14 protein-coding genes are annotated in these 17,844 nt (G+C 65.9%); 13 read left to right on the top strand and 1 reads right to left on the bottom strand.

Annotation, left to right across the window (positions count from 1 at the left end; genetic code table 11):
- Window positions 1-67: 67 nt before the first annotated feature.
- The 9 genes from IB255_RS29285 to pgi all read left to right on the top strand — a co-directional run bounded on the left by IB255_RS29285 (window position 68) and on the right by pgi (window position 11,338).
- Complete coding sequence (locus IB255_RS29285; protein WP_015478907.1) at window positions 68-244, top strand: hypothetical protein; 177 nt, start codon at window positions 68-70, stop codon at window positions 242-244.
- Complete coding sequence (locus tag IB255_RS29280; protein WP_081520723.1) at window positions 228-3,179, top strand: sensor histidine kinase; 2,952 nt, start codon at window positions 228-230, stop codon at window positions 3,177-3,179. Before IB255_RS29285 ends, IB255_RS29280 begins: the two co-directional genes overlap by 17 nt.
- A 26-nt stretch (window positions 3,180-3,205) precedes the next feature.
- Window positions 3,206-4,642 carry a sigma-54-dependent transcriptional regulator gene (locus IB255_RS29275; protein WP_081520722.1) on the top strand — a complete coding sequence of 479 codons (1,437 nt, stop codon included), beginning with the start codon at window positions 3,206-3,208 and terminating at the stop codon, window positions 4,640-4,642.
- Window positions 4,643-5,405: 763 nt separating this feature from the next.
- Window positions 5,406-6,815, top strand: coding sequence for a polynucleotide adenylyltransferase PcnB (locus tag IB255_RS29270; protein WP_081520721.1), 1,410 nt, complete (start codon window positions 5,406-5,408; stop codon window positions 6,813-6,815).
- A complete protein-coding gene (gene folK, locus IB255_RS29265; protein WP_081520720.1) occupies window positions 6,812-7,297 on the top strand; it encodes a 2-amino-4-hydroxy-6-hydroxymethyldihydropteridine diphosphokinase in 486 nt (161 codons plus the stop codon). Before IB255_RS29270 ends, folK begins: the two co-directional genes overlap by 4 nt.
- A 141-nt stretch (window positions 7,298-7,438) precedes the next feature.
- The gene (gene panB, locus IB255_RS29260) at window positions 7,439-8,236 is read left to right on the top strand and encodes a 3-methyl-2-oxobutanoate hydroxymethyltransferase (RefSeq protein ID WP_081520719.1); all 798 of its coding nucleotides are present in this window, start codon (window positions 7,439-7,441) and stop codon (window positions 8,234-8,236) included.
- The gene (gene panC, locus IB255_RS29255) at window positions 8,236-9,087 is read left to right on the top strand and encodes a pantoate--beta-alanine ligase (protein ID WP_081520718.1); all 852 of its coding nucleotides are present in this window, start codon (window positions 8,236-8,238) and stop codon (window positions 9,085-9,087) included. The genes panB and panC overlap by 1 nt, the downstream gene beginning before the upstream one ends.
- A gap of 122 nt (window positions 9,088-9,209) precedes the next feature.
- Window positions 9,210-9,590, top strand: a complete 381-nt coding sequence (gene panD / locus IB255_RS29250) for an aspartate 1-decarboxylase (protein WP_081520717.1) — start codon at window positions 9,210-9,212, stop codon at window positions 9,588-9,590.
- 83 nt (window positions 9,591-9,673) lie between these two features.
- A complete protein-coding gene (pgi, locus tag IB255_RS29245; protein ID WP_081520716.1) occupies window positions 9,674-11,338 on the top strand; it encodes a glucose-6-phosphate isomerase in 1,665 nt (554 codons plus the stop codon).
- Here the strand turns inward: pgi and IB255_RS29240 are convergent.
- Window positions 11,326-12,354 carry a GlxA family transcriptional regulator gene (locus tag IB255_RS29240; protein ID WP_081520715.1) on the bottom strand — a complete coding sequence of 343 codons (1,029 nt, stop codon included), beginning with the start codon at window positions 12,352-12,354 and terminating at the stop codon, window positions 11,326-11,328. The two genes, pgi and IB255_RS29240, sit on opposite strands and share 13 nt — an antisense overlap.
- Before the next feature lie 101 nt (window positions 12,355-12,455).
- Between IB255_RS29240 and IB255_RS29235 the strand changes: the two genes are divergently transcribed.
- The 4 genes from IB255_RS29235 to IB255_RS29220 all read left to right on the top strand — a co-directional run bounded on the left by IB255_RS29235 (window position 12,456) and on the right by IB255_RS29220 (window position 17,785).
- A complete protein-coding gene (locus tag IB255_RS29235; protein WP_192211227.1) occupies window positions 12,456-13,547 on the top strand; it encodes a DJ-1/PfpI family protein in 1,092 nt (363 codons plus the stop codon).
- Between the two features lie 62 nt (window positions 13,548-13,609).
- Complete coding sequence (gene acs, locus IB255_RS29230) at window positions 13,610-15,547, top strand: acetate--CoA ligase (protein ID WP_081520713.1); 1,938 nt, start codon at window positions 13,610-13,612, stop codon at window positions 15,545-15,547.
- Window positions 15,548-15,629: 82 nt separating this feature from the next.
- Window positions 15,630-16,508, top strand: a complete 879-nt coding sequence (locus IB255_RS29225; RefSeq protein ID WP_081520712.1) for an oxygenase MpaB family protein — start codon at window positions 15,630-15,632, stop codon at window positions 16,506-16,508.
- Window positions 16,509-16,606: 98 nt separating this feature from the next.
- Window positions 16,607-17,785, top strand: a complete 1,179-nt coding sequence (locus tag IB255_RS29220) for an acetyl-CoA C-acetyltransferase (protein WP_192211226.1) — start codon at window positions 16,607-16,609, stop codon at window positions 17,783-17,785.
- The last annotated feature ends 59 nt before the right edge of the window (window positions 17,786-17,844 follow it).

Below are 17,844 nucleotides of genomic sequence, written 5' to 3'. Positions count from 1 at the left end.
CCGGCGGCCGGCTTGCCGGCGACTGTGCGCACAGGTAGCCTGCCCGCCGAACCAAGAGAGAGACGACATGTACATCTACCGACTGGTGTTGCTCCTGGTCGTGGGCATCTACCTGTTCTCACCGGCCATCATGGACTGGTGGATCGATCCCCACGGCGCCTGGTACCGCCCGTATCTGCTGTGGCTGATCCTGATCGTCGTCACCTTCATCCTGCAGAGCCAGCGCGATGCTGACGAGCTTTAGCCTCACCCAGCTGATCCTGATCAGCGCCTCCTACCTGATGGTCCTCTTCGGTGTCGCCTGGATCACCGAGCGCGGCTTCATTCCGCGCCGGCTGGTGCGCCATCCGCTGATCTACACCCTGTCGCTGGGCGTGTACGCCAGCGCCTGGGCCTTCTATGGCACGGTCGGGCTGGCCTACCAGTACGGCTACGGCTTCCTGGCGATCTACCTGGGCGTCTCCGGCGCCTTCCTGCTCGCGCCGGTACTGCTCTACCCGATCCTGCGGATCACCCGGGCCTACCAGCTGTCGTCGCTGGCCGACCTGTTCGCCTTCCGCTTCCGTAGCACCTGGGCCGGCGCGCTGACCACGCTGTTCATGCTGATCGGCGTGCTGCCGATGCTGGCCTTGCAGATCCAGGCGGTGACCGACTCGATCAGCATCCTCACCCGCGAATCCGAACCCAACCGCGCGGCGCTGGCGTTCTGCGCGCTGATCACGCTGTTCGCCATCCTCTTCGGCGCGCGCCACATTGCGACCCGCGAGCGTCATGAAGGGCTGGTGATGGCCATCGCCTTCGAGTCGCTGGTGAAGCTGGTGGCGCTCTGCTCCATCGGCCTGTTCGCCCTCTATGGCGTGTTCGGCGGGCCGGACGGCCTGGAAGTGTGGCTGCTGCAGAACCAGGAAGCCCTGAGCACCCTGCACACGCCGCTGGCCGAAGGGCCGTGGCGCACGCTGCTGCTGGTGTTCTTCGCCGCGGCCATCGTGATGCCGCACATGTTCCACATGACCTTCACCGAGAACCTCAACCCGCGCTCGCTGCTGAGCGCCAGCTGGGGCCTGCCGTTGTTCCTGCTGCCGATGAGCCTCGCAGTACCACCGATCCTCTGGGCCGGCCTGCACCTGGGCGCCTCGACCAACCCGGAATACTTCACCCTCGGCCTGGGCATCTCGGTGGACAGCCCGGCCCTGGCGCTGACCGCGTTCGTCGGCGGCATCTCCGCCGCCAGCGGCCTGATCATCGTGATGACCCTGGCGCTCTCGGGCATGGTGCTCAACCACCTGGTGCTGCCGCTCTACCAGCCGCCGGCCGAAGGCAACATCTACCGCTGGCTGAAATGGACCCGCCGCGCGCTGATCGCCGCGATCATCATGGCCGGCTATGCCTTCTACCTGCTGCTGGGCGCGGAGCAGGACCTGTCCAACCTGGGCATTGTCTCCTTCGTCGCCACCCTGCAGTTCCTCCCCGGCGCGCTGGCCGTGCTCTACTGGCCGACCGCCAACCGCCGCGGCTTCATCGCAGGTCTCGTGGCGGGCATGCTGGTGTGGGGCGCGACCATGCTCACCCCGCTGGTGGCGAACATGCAGAGCATCTATCTGCCGCTGTTCAACTCGCTCTATGTGCTCGACGACACCACCTGGCACCTCGCAGCGCTCGCTTCGCTGGCCGCCAACGTGCTGGTGTTCACCCTGGTCTCGCTGTTCACCGAAGCCAGCGATGAAGAGAAAGGCGCCGCCGAAGCCTGCGCCGTGGACAACGTACGCCGCCCGCAGCGCCGCGAGCTGATCGCCGTCTCCCCGCAGGAATTCGCCAGCCAGCTGGCCAAGCCGCTGGGCGCGAAGACCGCCCAGCGCGAGGTGGAACAGGCCCTGCGCGACCTGCACCTGCCCTTCGACGAACGCCGCCCCTATGCCCTGCGCCGCCTGCGCGACCGCATCGAGGCGAACCTCTCCGGCCTGATGGGCCCGAGCGTGGCGCAGGACATGGTGGAGACCTTCCTGCCCTACAAGGCCAGCAGCGAAGCCTACGTCACCGAGGACATCCACTTCATCGAGAGCCGCCTGGAGGACTACCACTCCCGGCTCACCGGCCTGGCCGCCGAACTCGACACCCTGCGCCGCTACCACCGCCAGACCCTGCAGGATCTGCCGATGGGCGTGTGCTCGCTGGCCAAGGACCAGGAAATCCTCATGTGGAACCGCGCCATCGAAGACCTCACCGGGGTCAGCGCGCAGCGCGTGGTCGGCTCGCGCCTGGCCGCCCTGCCCGATCCGTGGCGCGGCCTGCTGGAAGGCTTCATCGACGCCCCCGACGAGCACCTGCACAAGCAGCGCCTGACCATCGAGGGCCAGACCCGCTGGCTGAACCTGCACAAGGCGGCGATCGAGGAACCCCTTGCGCCCGGTAACAGTGGCCTGGTGCTGCTCGTCGAAGACCTCACCGAAACCCAGTCGCTGGAAGACAAGCTGATCCACTCCGAGCGCCTGGCCTCCATCGGCCGCCTCGCCGCCGGCGTGGCCCACGAGATCGGCAACCCGATCACCGGCATCGCCTGCCTCGCACAGAACCTGCGCGAAGAGCGTGAAGGCGACGGCGAGCTGACCGAGATCAGCGGGCAGATCCTCGAACAGACCAAGCGCGTCTCGCGCATCGTGCAATCGCTGATGAGCTTCGCCCACGCGGGCGGCAAGCAGGTCGCGGCCGAGCCGGTGTGCCTGGCGGACGTCGCCCAGGAAGCCATCGGTCTGCTGTCGCTGAACAAGCGCAGCATCGACGTGCAGTTCTTCAACCTGTGCGATCCGGAACACTGGGTGGAAGGCGACTCCCAGCGTCTGGCCCAGGTGCTGATCAACCTGCTGTCCAACGCCCGCGACGCCTCCCCGCCCAACGGCGCGATCCGCGTGCGCAGCGAAGCTTCCGAGCAGACCATCGACCTGATCGTCGAGGACGAAGGCAGCGGAATACCCAAGTCGATCATCGACCGCCTGTTCGAGCCCTTCTTCACCACCAAGGACCCTGGCAAAGGGACCGGCCTGGGGCTCGCTCTGGTCTATTCGATCGTGGAAGAGCATTATGGGCAAATCACCATAGACAGCCCGGCTGACCCCGAACGCGAATGCGGAACCCGCATCAGCGTCACCTTGCCGCGGCATCCTGGCCCGACGGCCGAGCAGTAAACGAGCACGTCGAGAGAGCTGAATACATGGCACATATCCTCATCGTCGAAGACGAAACCATCATCCGTTCCGCCCTGCGACGATTGCTCGAGCGCAACCAGTACCAGGTCAGCGAAGCTGGCTCGGTGCAGGAGGCGCAGGAGCGCTACAGCATCCCGTCGTTCGACATGATCGTCAGCGACCTGCGCCTGCCCGGCGCACCCGGCACCGAACTGATCAAGCTGGCCCAGGGCACTCCGGTGCTGATCATGACCAGCTATGCCAGCCTGCGCTCGGCAGTGGATTCGATGAAGATGGGCGCGGTGGACTACATCGCCAAGCCATTCGACCACGACGAGATGCTCCAGGCCGTGGCGCGTATCCTCAAGGATCGCCAGGAGAACCGTAACGCTCCCGCCGAAGCCCGCGGTAACGCCAAGGCCGCCGACCGTAGCAGCGGTAACACCGCCCCCGCGGACGGCGAGATCGGCATCATCGGCTCCTGCGCCCCCATGCAGGAGCTCTACACCAAGATCCGCAAGGTGGCGCCCACCGACTCCAATGTGCTGATCCAGGGAGAGTCGGGTACCGGCAAGGAACTGGTCGCCCGCGCGCTGCACAACCTGTCCAAGCGCACCAAGGCGCCGCTGATCTCGGTGAACTGCGCCGCGATCCCGGAAACCCTGATCGAATCCGAACTGTTCGGCCATGAGAAAGGTGCGTTCACCGGTGCCAGCGCCGGCCGTGCGGGCCTGGTAGAAGCGGCCGACGGCGGCACCCTGTTCCTCGACGAGATCGGCGAGCTGCCGCTCGAGGCCCAGGCACGCCTGCTGCGCGTGCTGCAGGAAGGCGAGATCCGCCGCGTCGGCTCGGTACAGTCGCAGAAGGTCGACGTGCGCCTGATCGCCGCCACCCACCGCGACCTGAAGATGCTGGCCAAGACCGGCCAGTTCCGCGAAGACCTCTACTACCGCCTCCACGTCATCTCGCTGAAACTGCCGCCCCTGCGCGAGCGCGGCCCTGACGTGATGGAGATCGCCCGCTCCTTCCTGGCGCGCCAGTGCTCCCAGATGGGGCGTCCGTCGCTGACCTTCTCCCACGAGGCCGAGCAGGCCATTCGTCACTACCCGTGGCCGGGTAACGTGCGCGAGCTGGAGAACGCCATCGAGCGCGCGGTGATCCTCAGCGAAAGCCAGGAAATCCCTGCCGACCTGCTGGGCATCGACATCGAGCTGGATGATCTGGAAGACGACTTCGGCGATGACGGCGACCTGCGCCCGACCAACGGCAGCGCCAGCAACCACGAGCCCACAGAGGACCTGTCGCTGGAGGACTACTTCCAGCACTTCGTCCTCGAGCACCAGGACCACATGACCGAGACCGAGCTGGCCCGCAAGCTGGGTATCAGCCGCAAATGCCTGTGGGAACGCCGCCAGCGCCTGGGCATCCCGCGCCGCAAATCCGGCGCATCGGCTGACTCGTAAGACGTTTCACACTGTTACCGGAGACAAGCTCCGTAACAAAAGCCGGGTTCATCGGTAACGGGAACCCGGCTTTTTTGTGCCTGCCGCCCGGGGGTGAATCCTCGCAAACCCTTGAAAAATAAGGATTCGCAAAAGTTGGCACGGCATCTGCTTTGTTATTGGCACAACAACAATAACAAGCACGACCACTCACAATAAGAACAAGACGAAACGACTCCAGCACAACAAAAACAAGATCGCGGAGGCGCAGCTAACTGATTCTTTTGGAGAAGGGTAGCCGTCGGGACCAGTCCCGCAACCAGTCAAGAAGAATAAAACTGTCTTGAGACAGCACGCAAAACTGGTTGGATCGAAAGATCATTGCTCACTCAGCGACCAAAGCAATCCGTTTGCTATTGAACACCTTCCAAGTGTGGAAGGTTCCCCGAAGCAGGTAGCTTCGAGGGTCGGGTCTACAAACAAAAACAACAAGCCCGGTAATCATAATAAAAACAAAGCACGCACCTATTTGGGGGGGAGCCTCGGCTCCCCCAGTAGCTTTCGCTACACCCTCCCGCTCTCTCCCCGCAAGTCCCTTTCTTCAGTTTTCTTCATCATCCCACCCCACGATGCTAGAATCGCCGCGGCGCAGACGGCATTCGATTTGCTGCCATTTGTTTCAAGGCAGCGGCAGACACCCGCTATCCTCCAGGAAACGCCGTAATCAGGCGGCTTGCCGAGACCTGCGTATGCCATCCATACACCTATTCCCGATAGTGCACACATGCTGAAAAAGCTGATCCAGTCCATCCGATCCCCACTGCGCCGTCCGCGCGCTGTCCGCACTACTCCGGAAGTCGTTGGCAATCATCAGCACTCGCTGCGGCGGGAACAGTTCAGCAGGAACGCGGTGAACGTCGTGGAGCGCCTGACCAAGGCCGGCTACCAGGCGTACATCGTCGGCGGTGGCGTACGTGACCCGCTGCTGGGCATTCCGCCCAAGGACTTCGACGTGGCCACCAGCGCCACCCCCGAGCAGGTGCGCGCCGAATTCCGCAATGCGCGGGTGATCGGTCGCCGCTTCAAGCTGGTCCATGTCCATTTCGGCCGCGAGATCATCGAGGTCGCCACCTTCCGCGCGAACCATCCGGTCAGCGAAGACGACGACAGCAACAACGCCCACGCCTCCCGCAACGAGGCCGGCCGCATCCTGCGTGACAACGTCTACGGCACCCTGGAAGACGACGCCCAGCGCCGCGACTTCACCATCAACGCCCTGTACTTCGACGTCACCGGCGAGCGCATCCTCGACTACGCCCACGGCGTGCGCGACATCCGCAACCGCCTGATCCGCCTGATCGGCGACCCGGAGCAGCGTTACCTCGAAGACCCGGTCCGGATGCTGCGCGCCGTGCGCTTCGCCGCCAAGCTGGACTTCGAGATCGAGAAGCACAGCGCCGCGCCGATTCGCCGACTGGCGCCGCTGCTCAACGAGATTCCTTCGGCGCGTCTGTTCGACGAAATCCTCAAGCTGTTCCTCAGCGGCAAGGCCGAACGCACCTTCGAACTGCTCAACGAGTACGAGTTGTTCGCCCCGCTGTTCCCGGCGAGCGCCAAGGCGCTGAAGGACGACCCGGAGTACGCCGGCAAGCTGATGCGCCAGGCCCTGGCCAACACCGACGAGCGCATCCGCATGGGCAAGCCGGTCACTCCGGCCTTCCTGTTCGCCGCGCTGCTCTGGCCGGCCCTGCCCGCCCGCGTGCTGAAACTGCAGGACCGCGGCATGCCGCCGATCCCGGCGATGCAGGAAGCCGCCCACGAGCTGATCCTCGAGCAGTGCCGCCGCACCGCGGTGCCCAAGCGCTTCACCATCCCGATCCGCGAGATCTGGGACATGCAGGAGCGCCTGCCGCGCCGCCAGGGCAAGAAGGCCGACCTGCTGCTGGAGAACCCGCGCTTCCGCGCCGGCTACGATTTCCTCCTTCTGCGCGAGAGCGCCGGCGAGGAAACCGGTGGCCTCGGCGACTGGTGGACCGACTACCAGGAAGCCAGCGACGGCGAACGCCGCGGCATGATCCGCAACCTGGCCAGCCAGCAGGAAGAAGGCGGCGCCGCCGCACCGCGCAAACGCCGCCGTGGCGGCAGCAATCGTCGTCGTCGCGGCCCGCGCACCGAAGGCGCCAGCAGCGAATGAGCGAGCGCGTGTACATCGGGCTCGGCAGCAATCTCGCCGAGCCGCGCCAGCAGCTGGAAGCCGCGCTGAAGGCGCTGTCGCAGGTCCCCGCCACCAAGGTGGCGGTGGTCTCCCCGCTCTACGCCAGCGATCCGCTGGGCCCGCCGGACCAGCCGCGCTACGTCAACGCCGTGGCCGCCCTGGATACCGACCTGGAGCCGCTCGCGCTGCTCGACGCCCTGCAGACCATCGAGCTGGAACAAGGCCGCGTACGCAAGGACGAGCGCTGGGGACCGCGTACCCTCGACCTCGATATCCTGCTGTTCGGCGAGCGCCTGATCGACGAGCCGCGCCTGACCGTACCGCACTACCACATGCACGCCCGCGCCTTCGTGCTCTACCCGCTGGCGGACCTCGCTCCGCAACTGCGTTTCCCCGACGGGCGCACCCTGGCCGAGCTGCTCGCCGCCTGTCCGTTCAGCGGCCTCGAGCGCCTGTCCTGATGCATGCTGCGCCCCAGGCGTGGGGCGCACTGGCAGTAACGCCGTAACAGTCCGGTAACACCTGCAATTGACTTAGCCTTTTTCGATCCGGACTATAGGGCCCCGTTTGCCCCTGCCCGGCGCAGAACCGAGGACACTTTCATGCCTGATGTCACCCTGACCACCCTGCAAGGTCTCAAGCAAAGCGGCGAAAAGATCGCGATGCTGACCTCCTACGATGCCACTTTCGCCCATACGGCCAGTCTGGCCGGTGCCGAAATGCTGCTGATCGGTGACTCCCTGGGTATGGTGCTGCAAGGTCACGACAGCACGCTGCCGGTGACCGTAGAGGACATGGCCTACCACACCGCTGCCGTGAAACGCGGTAACAAGGGCGCGCTGATCGTCACCGATCTGCCGTTCGAATCCGGCACCTCGCTGGACCAGCTGCTGCGCGACTCGGTGAAGGTCATGCAGGCCGGCGCCCACATGGTCAAGCTCGAAGGCGGCGCCTGGCTCGCCGAGCCGATCATTCGCCTGGCCCAGATGGGCATCCCGGTGTGCGCGCACCTGGGCCTCACCCCGCAGGCCGTCAACCTGTTCGGCGGTTTCAAGGTCCAGGGCCGCCAGGAAAACCAGGCGCGCCAGCTGCGCGCCGACGCCATCGCCCTGGAGCAGGCCGGCGCTGCCGTGCTGCTGCTGGAGTGCGTGCCGTCCGCGCTGGCGAAGGAAATCACCGAAGCCGTGAAGATCCCGGTCATCGGCATCGGCGCTGGCGCCGGCACCGACGGCCAGGTGCTGGTGATGCACGACATGCTCGGCCTGTCGCTGTCCGGCCGTTCGCCGAAGTTCGTGAAGAACTTCCTCGAAGGCCAGCCCGACATCCAGTCCGCCTTCGCCGCCTACGTGAAGGCAGTGAAGGACGGCACCTTCCCCGGCCCGGAGCACGGTTTCGCCTGATGAATACAGTCAAGACAGTCCGCGAGCTGCGCGCCGCCGTGGCGCGCGCACGTAGCGAAGGCAAGCGCATTGCGCTGGTCCCGACCATGGGCAACCTGCACGCCGGCCACGCCGCGCTGGTGACCAAGGCCAGCCAGCGCGCCGACTTCGTGGTGGCGAGCATCTTCGTCAACCCGCTGCAGTTCGGCCCCAGCGAAGACCTGGACAAGTACCCGCGCACCCTGGCGGCGGACCAGGAGAAACTGCTCGATGCCGGCTGCCACCTGCTGTTCGCACCCACCGTCGAGGAGATGTATCCCGACGGCATGGAAGGCCAGACCAAACTGCATGTCACCGGAGTCTCCGAGGGCCTGTGCGGCGGCAGCCGTCCGGGTCACTTCGATGGCGTCGCCACGGTGGTCTGCAAGCTGTTCAACATGGTCCAGCCCGATATGGCGCTGTTCGGCGAGAAGGATTTCCAGCAGCTGGCGGTCATCCGCAAGCTGGTGCGCGACCTGAACCTGCCGATCCAGATCTTCGGCGAGCCCACTGTGCGCGCCGAGGACGGCCTGGCGCTGTCATCGCGCAACGGTTACCTCACCGAGGAGCAGCGCGCCCTCGCACCGGTCCTGCAGCGCACCCTGAAGCAACTGGCCGAGCGTATCCGCCAGGGCGAGCGTGACTTCCCCGCGCTGCTGTCCGAAGGCCGCCAGCAGATCGAAGCGGCCGGCCTGCGCATCGACTACCTCGAGGCCCGCGAGTCCGCCGGCCTGCGCACGGCCACGGCACAAGACCATCAGCTGGTGATCCTGGTCGCCGCCTTCCTGGGCACCACCCGGCTGATCGACAACCTCGCCTTCCACATCGACTGATTCCCCGTCCGATACCCGAATTTTCGCCTCGAAGCCGCGCCACTCGCGGCCTTGAGCGACTTCGGGTGCTCGGGCATACTCGCCCCGCTCTCCTCGACCAGAAGAAAAACAGGAGCCACGCCATGCAGAGCATCATGCTCAAAGCCAAACTGCACCGCGCCGAAGTCACCCACGCCGTGCTCGACTATGAAGGCTCCTGCGCCATCGACGGCGAATGGCTCGATCTCGCCGGCATCCGCGAGTACGAACAGATCCAGATCTACAACGTCGACAATGGCGAACGCTTCACCACCTACGCCATCCGTGGCGAGGAAGGTTCGCGGATGATTTCCGTCAACGGCGCCGCCGCCCACAAGGCCAAGGTGGGTGACCGGGTGATCATCTGCGCGTACGCTCAGTTCAGCGACGCCGAGCTGGAAGGCTACCAGCCGTGCATGCTGTACATGGCGCCCGGCAACGAACTCAGCCACACCAGCAACGCCATCCCGGTTCAGCTCGCCTGAGCCACGGAAAGGCCCGGAACCACCGGGCCTTCCCAGGTTCCAAAGCCTCGTTCAAACACGCCCGTCTTACCCGAAGGTACGTCATGGAACACCACCTCAACCCGCTGGATGCCACCAAACTGGCAAGCTGGCAGGCATTGGCCGCACACCGCCAGGATCTGCAGAACTTCACCATGCGCGAGGCGTTCGCCGAGGACCCGGAGCGCTTCAAGCGTTTCTCCCTCGCCGCCTGCGGCCTGTTCCTCGACTTCTCGAAGAACCTGATCCGCCAGGACACCCTCGATCTGCTGGTGAAGCTCGCCGAGGAAGCCAAGCTGGGCGAGGCAATCGGGTCGATGTTCCGTGGCGAGGTGATCAACGCCTCCGAACGCCGCCCGGTGCTGCATACCGCACTGCGCCGCCCCATCGGCGACAAGGTGCTGGTCGACGGCGTCGACGTGATGCCCGAGGTGCACCGCGTACTGCATCAGATGACCGAACTGGTCGCCGCCGTGCACAACGGCCTGTGGCGCGGCTACACCGAGAAGCCGATCACCGACGTGGTGAACATCGGCATCGGTGGTTCCTTCCTTGGCCCGCAGCTGGTCTCCGAAGCGCTGCTGCCTTTCGCCCAGAAAGGCGTGCGTTGCCACTACCTGGCGAACATCGACGGCAGCGAATTCCGCGAGATGACCGCCAAGCTCAACGCCGAGACCACGCTGTTCATCGTCTCGTCGAAGTCCTTCGGCACCCTGGAAACCCTGAAGAACGCTCAGGCCGCCCGCGCCTGGTACCTGGCCCAGGGCGGCAGCGAGGCAGAGCTGTACCGCCACTTCATCGCCGTTTCCAGCAACAAGGAAGCGGCATCGGCCTTCGGCATCCGTCCGGAAAACGTCTTCCCGATGTGGGACTGGGTCGGCGGTCGTTACTCACTGTGGTCGGCTATCGGCCTGCCGATCGCCATGTCGGTCGGTATCAACAACTTCAAGGAACTGCTGTCCGGCGCCTACAACATGGACCAGCACTTCCTCACCTCGCCGTTCGAGAAGAACATCCCGGTGCTGCTGGGCCTGCTCGGCGTCTGGTACGGCGACTTCTGGGGCGCACGCAGCCACGCGATCCTGCCCTACGACTACTACCTGCGGAACATCACCGACCACCTGCAGCAGCTGGACATGGAGTCCAACGGCAAGAGCGTGCGCCAGGATGGCACCCCGGTGTCCGCCGGCACCGGCCCGGTGATCTGGGGCGGCGTGGGCTGCAACGGCCAGCACGCGTACCACCAGTTGCTGCACCAGGGCACCCACCTGATCCCGGCCGACTTCATCGTCCCGGTGTCCAGCTACAACCCGGTGGCCGATCACCACCAGTGGCTGTACGCCAACTGCCTGTCGCAGAGCCAGGCCCTGATGGTCGGCAAGAGCCGCGCCGAGGCCGAGGCCGAGCTGCGCGCCAAGGGCGTCGACGAAGCTGAAGTGCAGCGTCTGGCGCCGCACAAGGTGATCCCGGGCAACCGCCCGAGCAACACCCTGGTGATGGAGCGCATCAGCGCCCGCCGCCTGGGCGCGCTGATTGCCATGTACGAGCACAAGGTCTACGTGCAGAGCATCCTCTGGGGCATCAACGCCTTCGACCAGTGGGGCGTGGAACTGGGCAAGGAGCTGGGCAAGGCCGTCTACGGTCGCCTGGTCGGCAGCGAGGAAAGCGCCGCCGAGGACGGTTCCACCCAGGGCCTGATCGACTTCTTCCGCGGCCGTCACCGCGGCTGATGGCGAACGGACGGATGCGCGCCTGCGCATCCGTCCCGCTCCTGGCGGCAGAAGCGCTGTCGATACTCCCCGGGCGTCACGCCCAGCGCCTGCACGAAGGCGCGCCGCAAGTTGTACTCGTTGCCAAATCCTGCGTGCTGTGCCACGCGCTTGAGCGACGATTCTCCCGCCTCCAGCAGTTGGCTCGCTTTCTCCAGACGCAACTCCAACAGCAGCTTCGCCGGCGTCATGCCCATCTCCGCCTGGCAATGCCGATGCAGGGTGCGCGCTGACATGGCCATCTGCGTCGCCATTTCCTCGACATCCAGGGCCTCAGCCAGCCGTTCCCGCAGCCACGCCACCAGACGCTCCATCTGCCCGTCCGGCGGCGCCTGCTGCGCCAGCAGCTCGGCGCTGAACTGACGCTGGCCGCCAGGTCGACGCAGGTACATCACCAGCCCGCGAGCAACCCGCAGCGACAGGTCGCGGCCATGGTCCTCCTCCACCAGGCTCAGGCACAGGTCCATCCCGGCCGACACACCGGCGGAGCTGTAGAACTTCGCGTCGCGCACGAACAGGGCATCGTGCATCACCCGCAAGCCAGGAAACAGCCGCTGTAGCAGTTCGGCGTAACGCCAGTGGGTAACGACCGGGCGCCCCTCCAGAAGCCCAGCCTGCGCCAGCAGAAAGGCCCCGGTACAGACCGACCCGCAGCGCGCGGCGTGGGGTTCAGCCTGCGCCACCCAACGCGCTACTTCGCCTTTCTGCAGGGCCGCTTGCACCCCATGGCCGCCCGCGACCAGCAAGGTACAGCCGGCCACTTGCTGCGGCTCCGGCAAGGCCCTGGTCGCCAGCTCCAGCCCGGTGCTGGAGCGAACCAGGCCGCCACCGGGCGATATCGCCTCGAGCTGGTAGGCGGGGCGGGCAGCGACCGGCAGGTGCTCGTCCACTGCCGCGAATACATCGGCCGGCCCGCTGGCATCGAGCAACTGGAAATCCGGGAAGACCAGCAACAGAACGCGGTGAGTAGCATTCATCGGGGCGAATCCCTGGCGACGATTGGCAGATATTCACTCATCAGCGTCAGAAGCGACAGACGAATCCGCGCCAGGATCGAAATCCCCACCCGGAGACGGCCATGCACGCTTTCCTGCTGTTCCTCATCCTGCTGCTCTGCACCCACGCCGCCCAGGCTGACGACGGGGCGCTTGCGCCCTATCAACCGCGCTTCGGCCGCGAGCGCCCGGTCATCGCCGTCGTCGCCCAGAACCGCATGACCGAACTCGCGGACTACCTCGTCCCGCTCGGCGTGCTGCGCCGCTCGGGCGCAGCGGAAGTGCTCGCGCTTGCGTCGGAGCCTGAACCGGTGCAACTGATGCCAGCCCTGCGACTTCAGCCGCAGGCCACGCTGGAGGAGTTCACGCAACGTTATCCACAGGGCGCCGACTACCTGATCGTGCCCGCCGTGCATGACAGCCAGGACCCCGCCCTGCTGGCTTTCGTCCAGGCTCAGGCGGCGCGGGGCGCGACTGTCGTCGGCGTCTGCGATGGCGTCCTGGTGCTGGGCAACGCGGGGCTGTTGCACGGTCGACGCGCCACTGGCCATTGGTACTCGCGCAAGCAGCGCCTGGCAGAGTATACCGATGCCCACTGGGAGGAGAATCGCCGCTACGTAGCGGACGGCAGGGTGATCACCACCTCCGGTGTTACCGCTGCGCTACCGCTGTCGCTTGCGCTGGTGGAGGCCATCGCCGGAGAGCCCAGGGCCACCACGCTCGCTCGGGAGTTCGGCGTGCAGGACTGGTCGCCGCGGCACGACAGCCAGCGCTTCCGCCTCGGCGCCAGCGGCTACCTGATCGCCGCCGCCAACTACCTCGCCCTCTGGAACCACGAGGTCTTCAGCGTCCCGCTGAAGCAGGGTTTCGATGAAGTCAGCCTGGCGCTGGCCGTGGACGCCTGGGCGCGGACCTTCAAAACAGAAGTACAGGGCAACGCCGCACACCCCGTCAGCAGTGCCGGCGGCCTGTTGTTCCTGCCGGACTCGCCCGATGACCACCCAGCATTGCCGGGGGCCGGCACCACGGCGATCGCAACACTCGACAACGCACTCGATGCGATAGCCCGGCGCTACGGCGAATCGACCCGGCGCCTGGTCACCGCCCAGCTGGAATACGCCCCACCTGAACGATCCAACCGCCTGGCGCGTCGAAACAACATGGACAACCCTTGAACCCGCCTGGCCTTGGATGCACCCTTGGGGGCATCTCGGCTCAACAACAACAAGGACTTCCCATGTACGAGATCAGCCTTCACCCCGTGCCGGAGGCCGTACGCAAGCGTGCCTACCTCGACAACGACGCGTACCAGCGCCTCTACAAGCAGTCGGTAGACGACCCGGAAGCCTTCTGGGGCGAGCAGGCCAAGGCCTTCCTCGACTGGTTCAAGCCCTGGCACTCGGTACACCACGGCGACCTGGCGAAGGGCCAGGCCACCTGGTTCAAGGGCGGCCAGCTCAACGTCACCTACAACTGCATCGACCGCCACCTGGAACAGCGTGCCGAGCAGGTCGCGATTATCTGGGAAGGCGACAACCCCAGCGAATCCGCCAACATCACCTACCGCAAGCTGCACAGCCATGTCTGCCGCCTGGCCAACGTGCTCAAGAGCCGCGGCGTAGGGAAGGGCGACCGGGTCTGCATCTACATGCCGATGATCCCCGAGGCGGCCTACGCCATGCTCGCCTGCGCGCGGATCGGCGCAATCCACTCGGTGGTGTTCGGCGGCTTCTCCCCGGACGCCCTGCGTGACCGCATCAACGATGCCGACTGCCGGACCGTGATCACCGCCGACGAAGGCGTGCGCGGCGGCAAGTACGTCCCGCTGAAGAAGAACGTGGAAAAGGCCCTGGCCGACTGCCCGAACGTCTCCACCGTGGTGGTGGTCGAGCGCACCCAGGGCGAGATCCCATGGGTCGAAGGCCGCGACATCTGGTACCACGAGGCGCTGGGCGAGGTCAGCGAGGACTGCGCCCCCGAGCCGATGGATTCCGAGGACCCGTTGTTCATCCTCTACACCTCCGGCTCCACCGGCAAACCCAAGGGCGTACTGCACACCACCGGTGGCTACCTGCTGGGCGCGGCAATGACCCACAAGTACGTGTTCGACTACCACGACGGCGACATCTACTGGTGCACTGCGGACGTGGGCTGGGTCACCGGCCACAGCTACATCGTCTACGGCCCGCTGGCCAACGGCGCCACCACCCTGATGTTCGAGGGCGTGCCGAACTACCCCGACGCCTCGCGCTTCTGGCAGGTGATCGACAAGCATCAGGTGAACATCTTCTACACCGCGCCGACCGCGATCCGCGCCCTGATGCGCGAGGGCGAAGCCCCGGTGCAGAAGACCGACCGCAGCAGCCTGCGCCTGCTCGGCTCGGTTGGCGAGCCGATCAACCCGGAAGCCTGGGAGTGGTACTACAACGTGGTAGGCGAAAAGCGCTGCCCCATCGTCGACACCTGGTGGCAGACCGAAACCGGCAGCATCCTGATCACCCCGCTGCCCGGCGCCACCGACCTCAAGCCCGGCTCCGCCACCCGCCCCTTCTTCGGTGTGCAACCGGTGCTGCTGGATGAGCAGGGCAAGGAAATCGACGGCCCCGGCTCAGGCGTCCTGGCGATCAAGGCCAGCTGGCCGAGCCAGATCCGCAGCGTCTACGGCGACCACCAGCGGATGATCGACACCTACTTCAAGCCCTACCCTGGCTACTACTTCACCGGCGACGGCGCGCGCCGCGACGAGGATGGCTACTACTGGATCACCGGCCGCGTGGACGACGTGATCAACGTCTCCGGCCACCGCATTGGCACCGCCGAGGTGGAGAGTGCGCTGGTACTGCACGACTCCGTCGCCGAGGCCGCCGTCGTCGGCTACCCGCACGACCTCAAGGGCCAGGGCATCTATGCCTTCGTCACCACCATGAACGGCATCGAGCCCAGTGATGCGCTCAAGCAGGAACTGCTGGCCCTGGTGAGCAAGGAGATCGGCAGCTTCGCCAAGCCGGAAATGCTGCAGTGGGCACCGGGCCTGCCCAAGACCCGTTCGGGCAAGATCATGCGACGCATCCTGCGCAAGATCGCCTGCAACGAGCTGGAAAACCTCGGCGATACCTCGACCCTGGCCGATCCCAGTGTGGTCCAGGGACTGATCGACAACCGCCTCAACCATTGATGTGCGCTACAGGCCAAGGGTGCAAAGATGCTAGGTTTAGAAAACAGACCTGTCGTCCTTGCCCCGAGGCCTGTCCGCCACAATGGAAACCGTCCGCCGTCATATCGAAAGCCAGGTACTCAGCCTGACCGGCCTCGCCCTGGGCGGGGTCGATTTCGAGTCGCCCAAGGGCGACCCCGGCCTGTTCGGGCCGGACTCCGTGAGCTGGAAAGTCCACGGTGACTTCAGCTCGATGCTCATTGGCGGCATCAGCGCCCTGCTCCTGCAGATGCTGCATCCGGCCGCCCTCGGCGGCGTCTGGGACCACTCCAACTTCCGCGCCGACATGCTCGGCCGCCTGCGCCGCACCGGGCAGTTCATCTCCGCCACCACCTATGGCTCGCGCGGTGACGCCGAGAAGCTGATCGAACGTGTACGGCGCATTCACGACAACGTGCACGGCACGCTGCCGGACGGCACAGCCTATGCGGCCAGCGACCCGGACCTGCTGACCTGGGTGCACGTCGCCGAAGTCAGCTGCTTCCTCGCCTCGCACCTGCGCTACCTGAACCCGGACCTTTCCGGCGAAGATCAGGACCGTTACTACGACGAGATCGCCCTGATCGCCGAACGACTCGGCGCGCGGGATGTACCACGCTCACGCGCGGAAGTAGCCGCCTACCTGCAACGCATGCGACCGCAGCTTCGCTACGATGAGCGCACCCGCGAGGTAGTCAGCGTACTGTTCAACGCCCCCGCCCCGAGCTTCCTCGCCAAGCCCTTCGGCATGCTGATGATGCGCGCCGGCATCGACCTGCTGCCGGACTGGGCCACGGATCAGCTCGGCCTCAGCCTGGGCAGCCTGCAACGGCAACTGATCCGCTCCAGTGTGAGGCGCAGCGTGCCACTGCTGCGCTGGGCGGTACGCAACGGCTCGTTGCACCGCGCACGCCGCCGCATGGGTTTACCACCTCTGCGCTGAAGCGTGACCACCCGGTTCGGAGGGTGGTGAGCCGGCGGCGGGCATGCAACCATGACCGTTCGCTGCGGCCTCGCCGCTTCCGACAGAGGATTCGTGTCATGCAAGAAGTCGTCATCGTCGCTGCCACCCGTACCGCCATCGGCAGCTTCCAGGGTTCGCTTTCCGCACTGCCGGCCCATGAACTGGGCGCCGCAGTCATTCGCAGCCTGCTGCAACAGACCGGCCTGGACCCTGCCCGGGTCGACGAGGTGATCCTCGGCCAGACCCTGACCGCCGGCGCTGGCCAGAACCCGGCACGCCAGGCCTCCATCGCCGCCGGCCTGCCCAACAGCGTACCGGCGATGACGGTGAACAAGGTCTGCGGCTCGGGCCTCAAGGCACTGCATCTGGCGACCCAGGCGATTCGCTGCGGCGACGCCGACATCATCATTGCCGGCGGCCAGGAAAGCATGAGCCTCGCCCCCTACGTCATGCCCGGAGCCCGCACCGGCCTGCGCATGGGCCACGCGAAGCTGATCGACAGCATGATCCAGGATGGTCTTTGGGACGCTTTCAACGACTACCACATGGGCATCACCGCCGAGAACCTGGTGGAGAAGTACGGTATCAGCCGCGAGGAACAGGACGCCTTCGCTGCCGACTCGCAGCGCAACGCGACCGCGGCCATCGAAGCAGGCCGTTTCAAGGCCGAGATCACCGCCATCGAGATTCCCCAGCGCAAGGGCGAACCGCTGCGCTTCGAAACCGACGAGCAGCCGCGCGCCGGCACCACCGCCGAGTCCCTAGCCAAGCTCAAGCCGGCGTTCAGGAAGGACGGTAGCGTGACCGCCGGCAACGCTTCGACCCTCAATGACGGCGCCGCCGCCGTCCTGCTGATGAGCGCTGCCAAGGCCGCCGAACTGGGCCTGCCGATCCTGGCCCGCATTGCCGCCTACGCCAACGCGGGTGTCGACCCGACCATCATGGGTATTGGCCCGGTCTCGGCCACCCGCCGCTGCCTGGAGAAGGCCGGCTGGCAACTCGCCGACCTGGACCTCATCGAAGCCAACGAGGCGTTCGCCGCTCAGGCGCTGTCCGTGGGCAAGGAGCTGGGCTGGGATACTTCGAAGGTGAATGTGAACGGCGGCGCCATCGCCCTTGGCCACCCCATCGGCGCATCGGGCTGCCGCGTCCTGGTCACCCTGTTGCACGAGATGCTCCGCCGCGACGCGAAAAAAGGCCTCGCGACGCTCTGCATCGGGGGAGGGCAAGGCGTGGCGCTCGCTCTGGCGCGCTGATAGCCACTGACTTGCTGCGCAGAATTCACTCTGCGCAGCAAGTCTCTGTGCACGCTGGC

This window comes from Pseudomonas sp. PDM22, from assembly GCF_014851965.1.
GTDB lineage: Bacteria > Pseudomonadota > Gammaproteobacteria > Pseudomonadales > Pseudomonadaceae > Pseudomonas.
The sequence above is the reverse complement of the archived record's forward strand: the minus strand, read 5'-3'. Positions and strand labels throughout refer to the sequence as shown.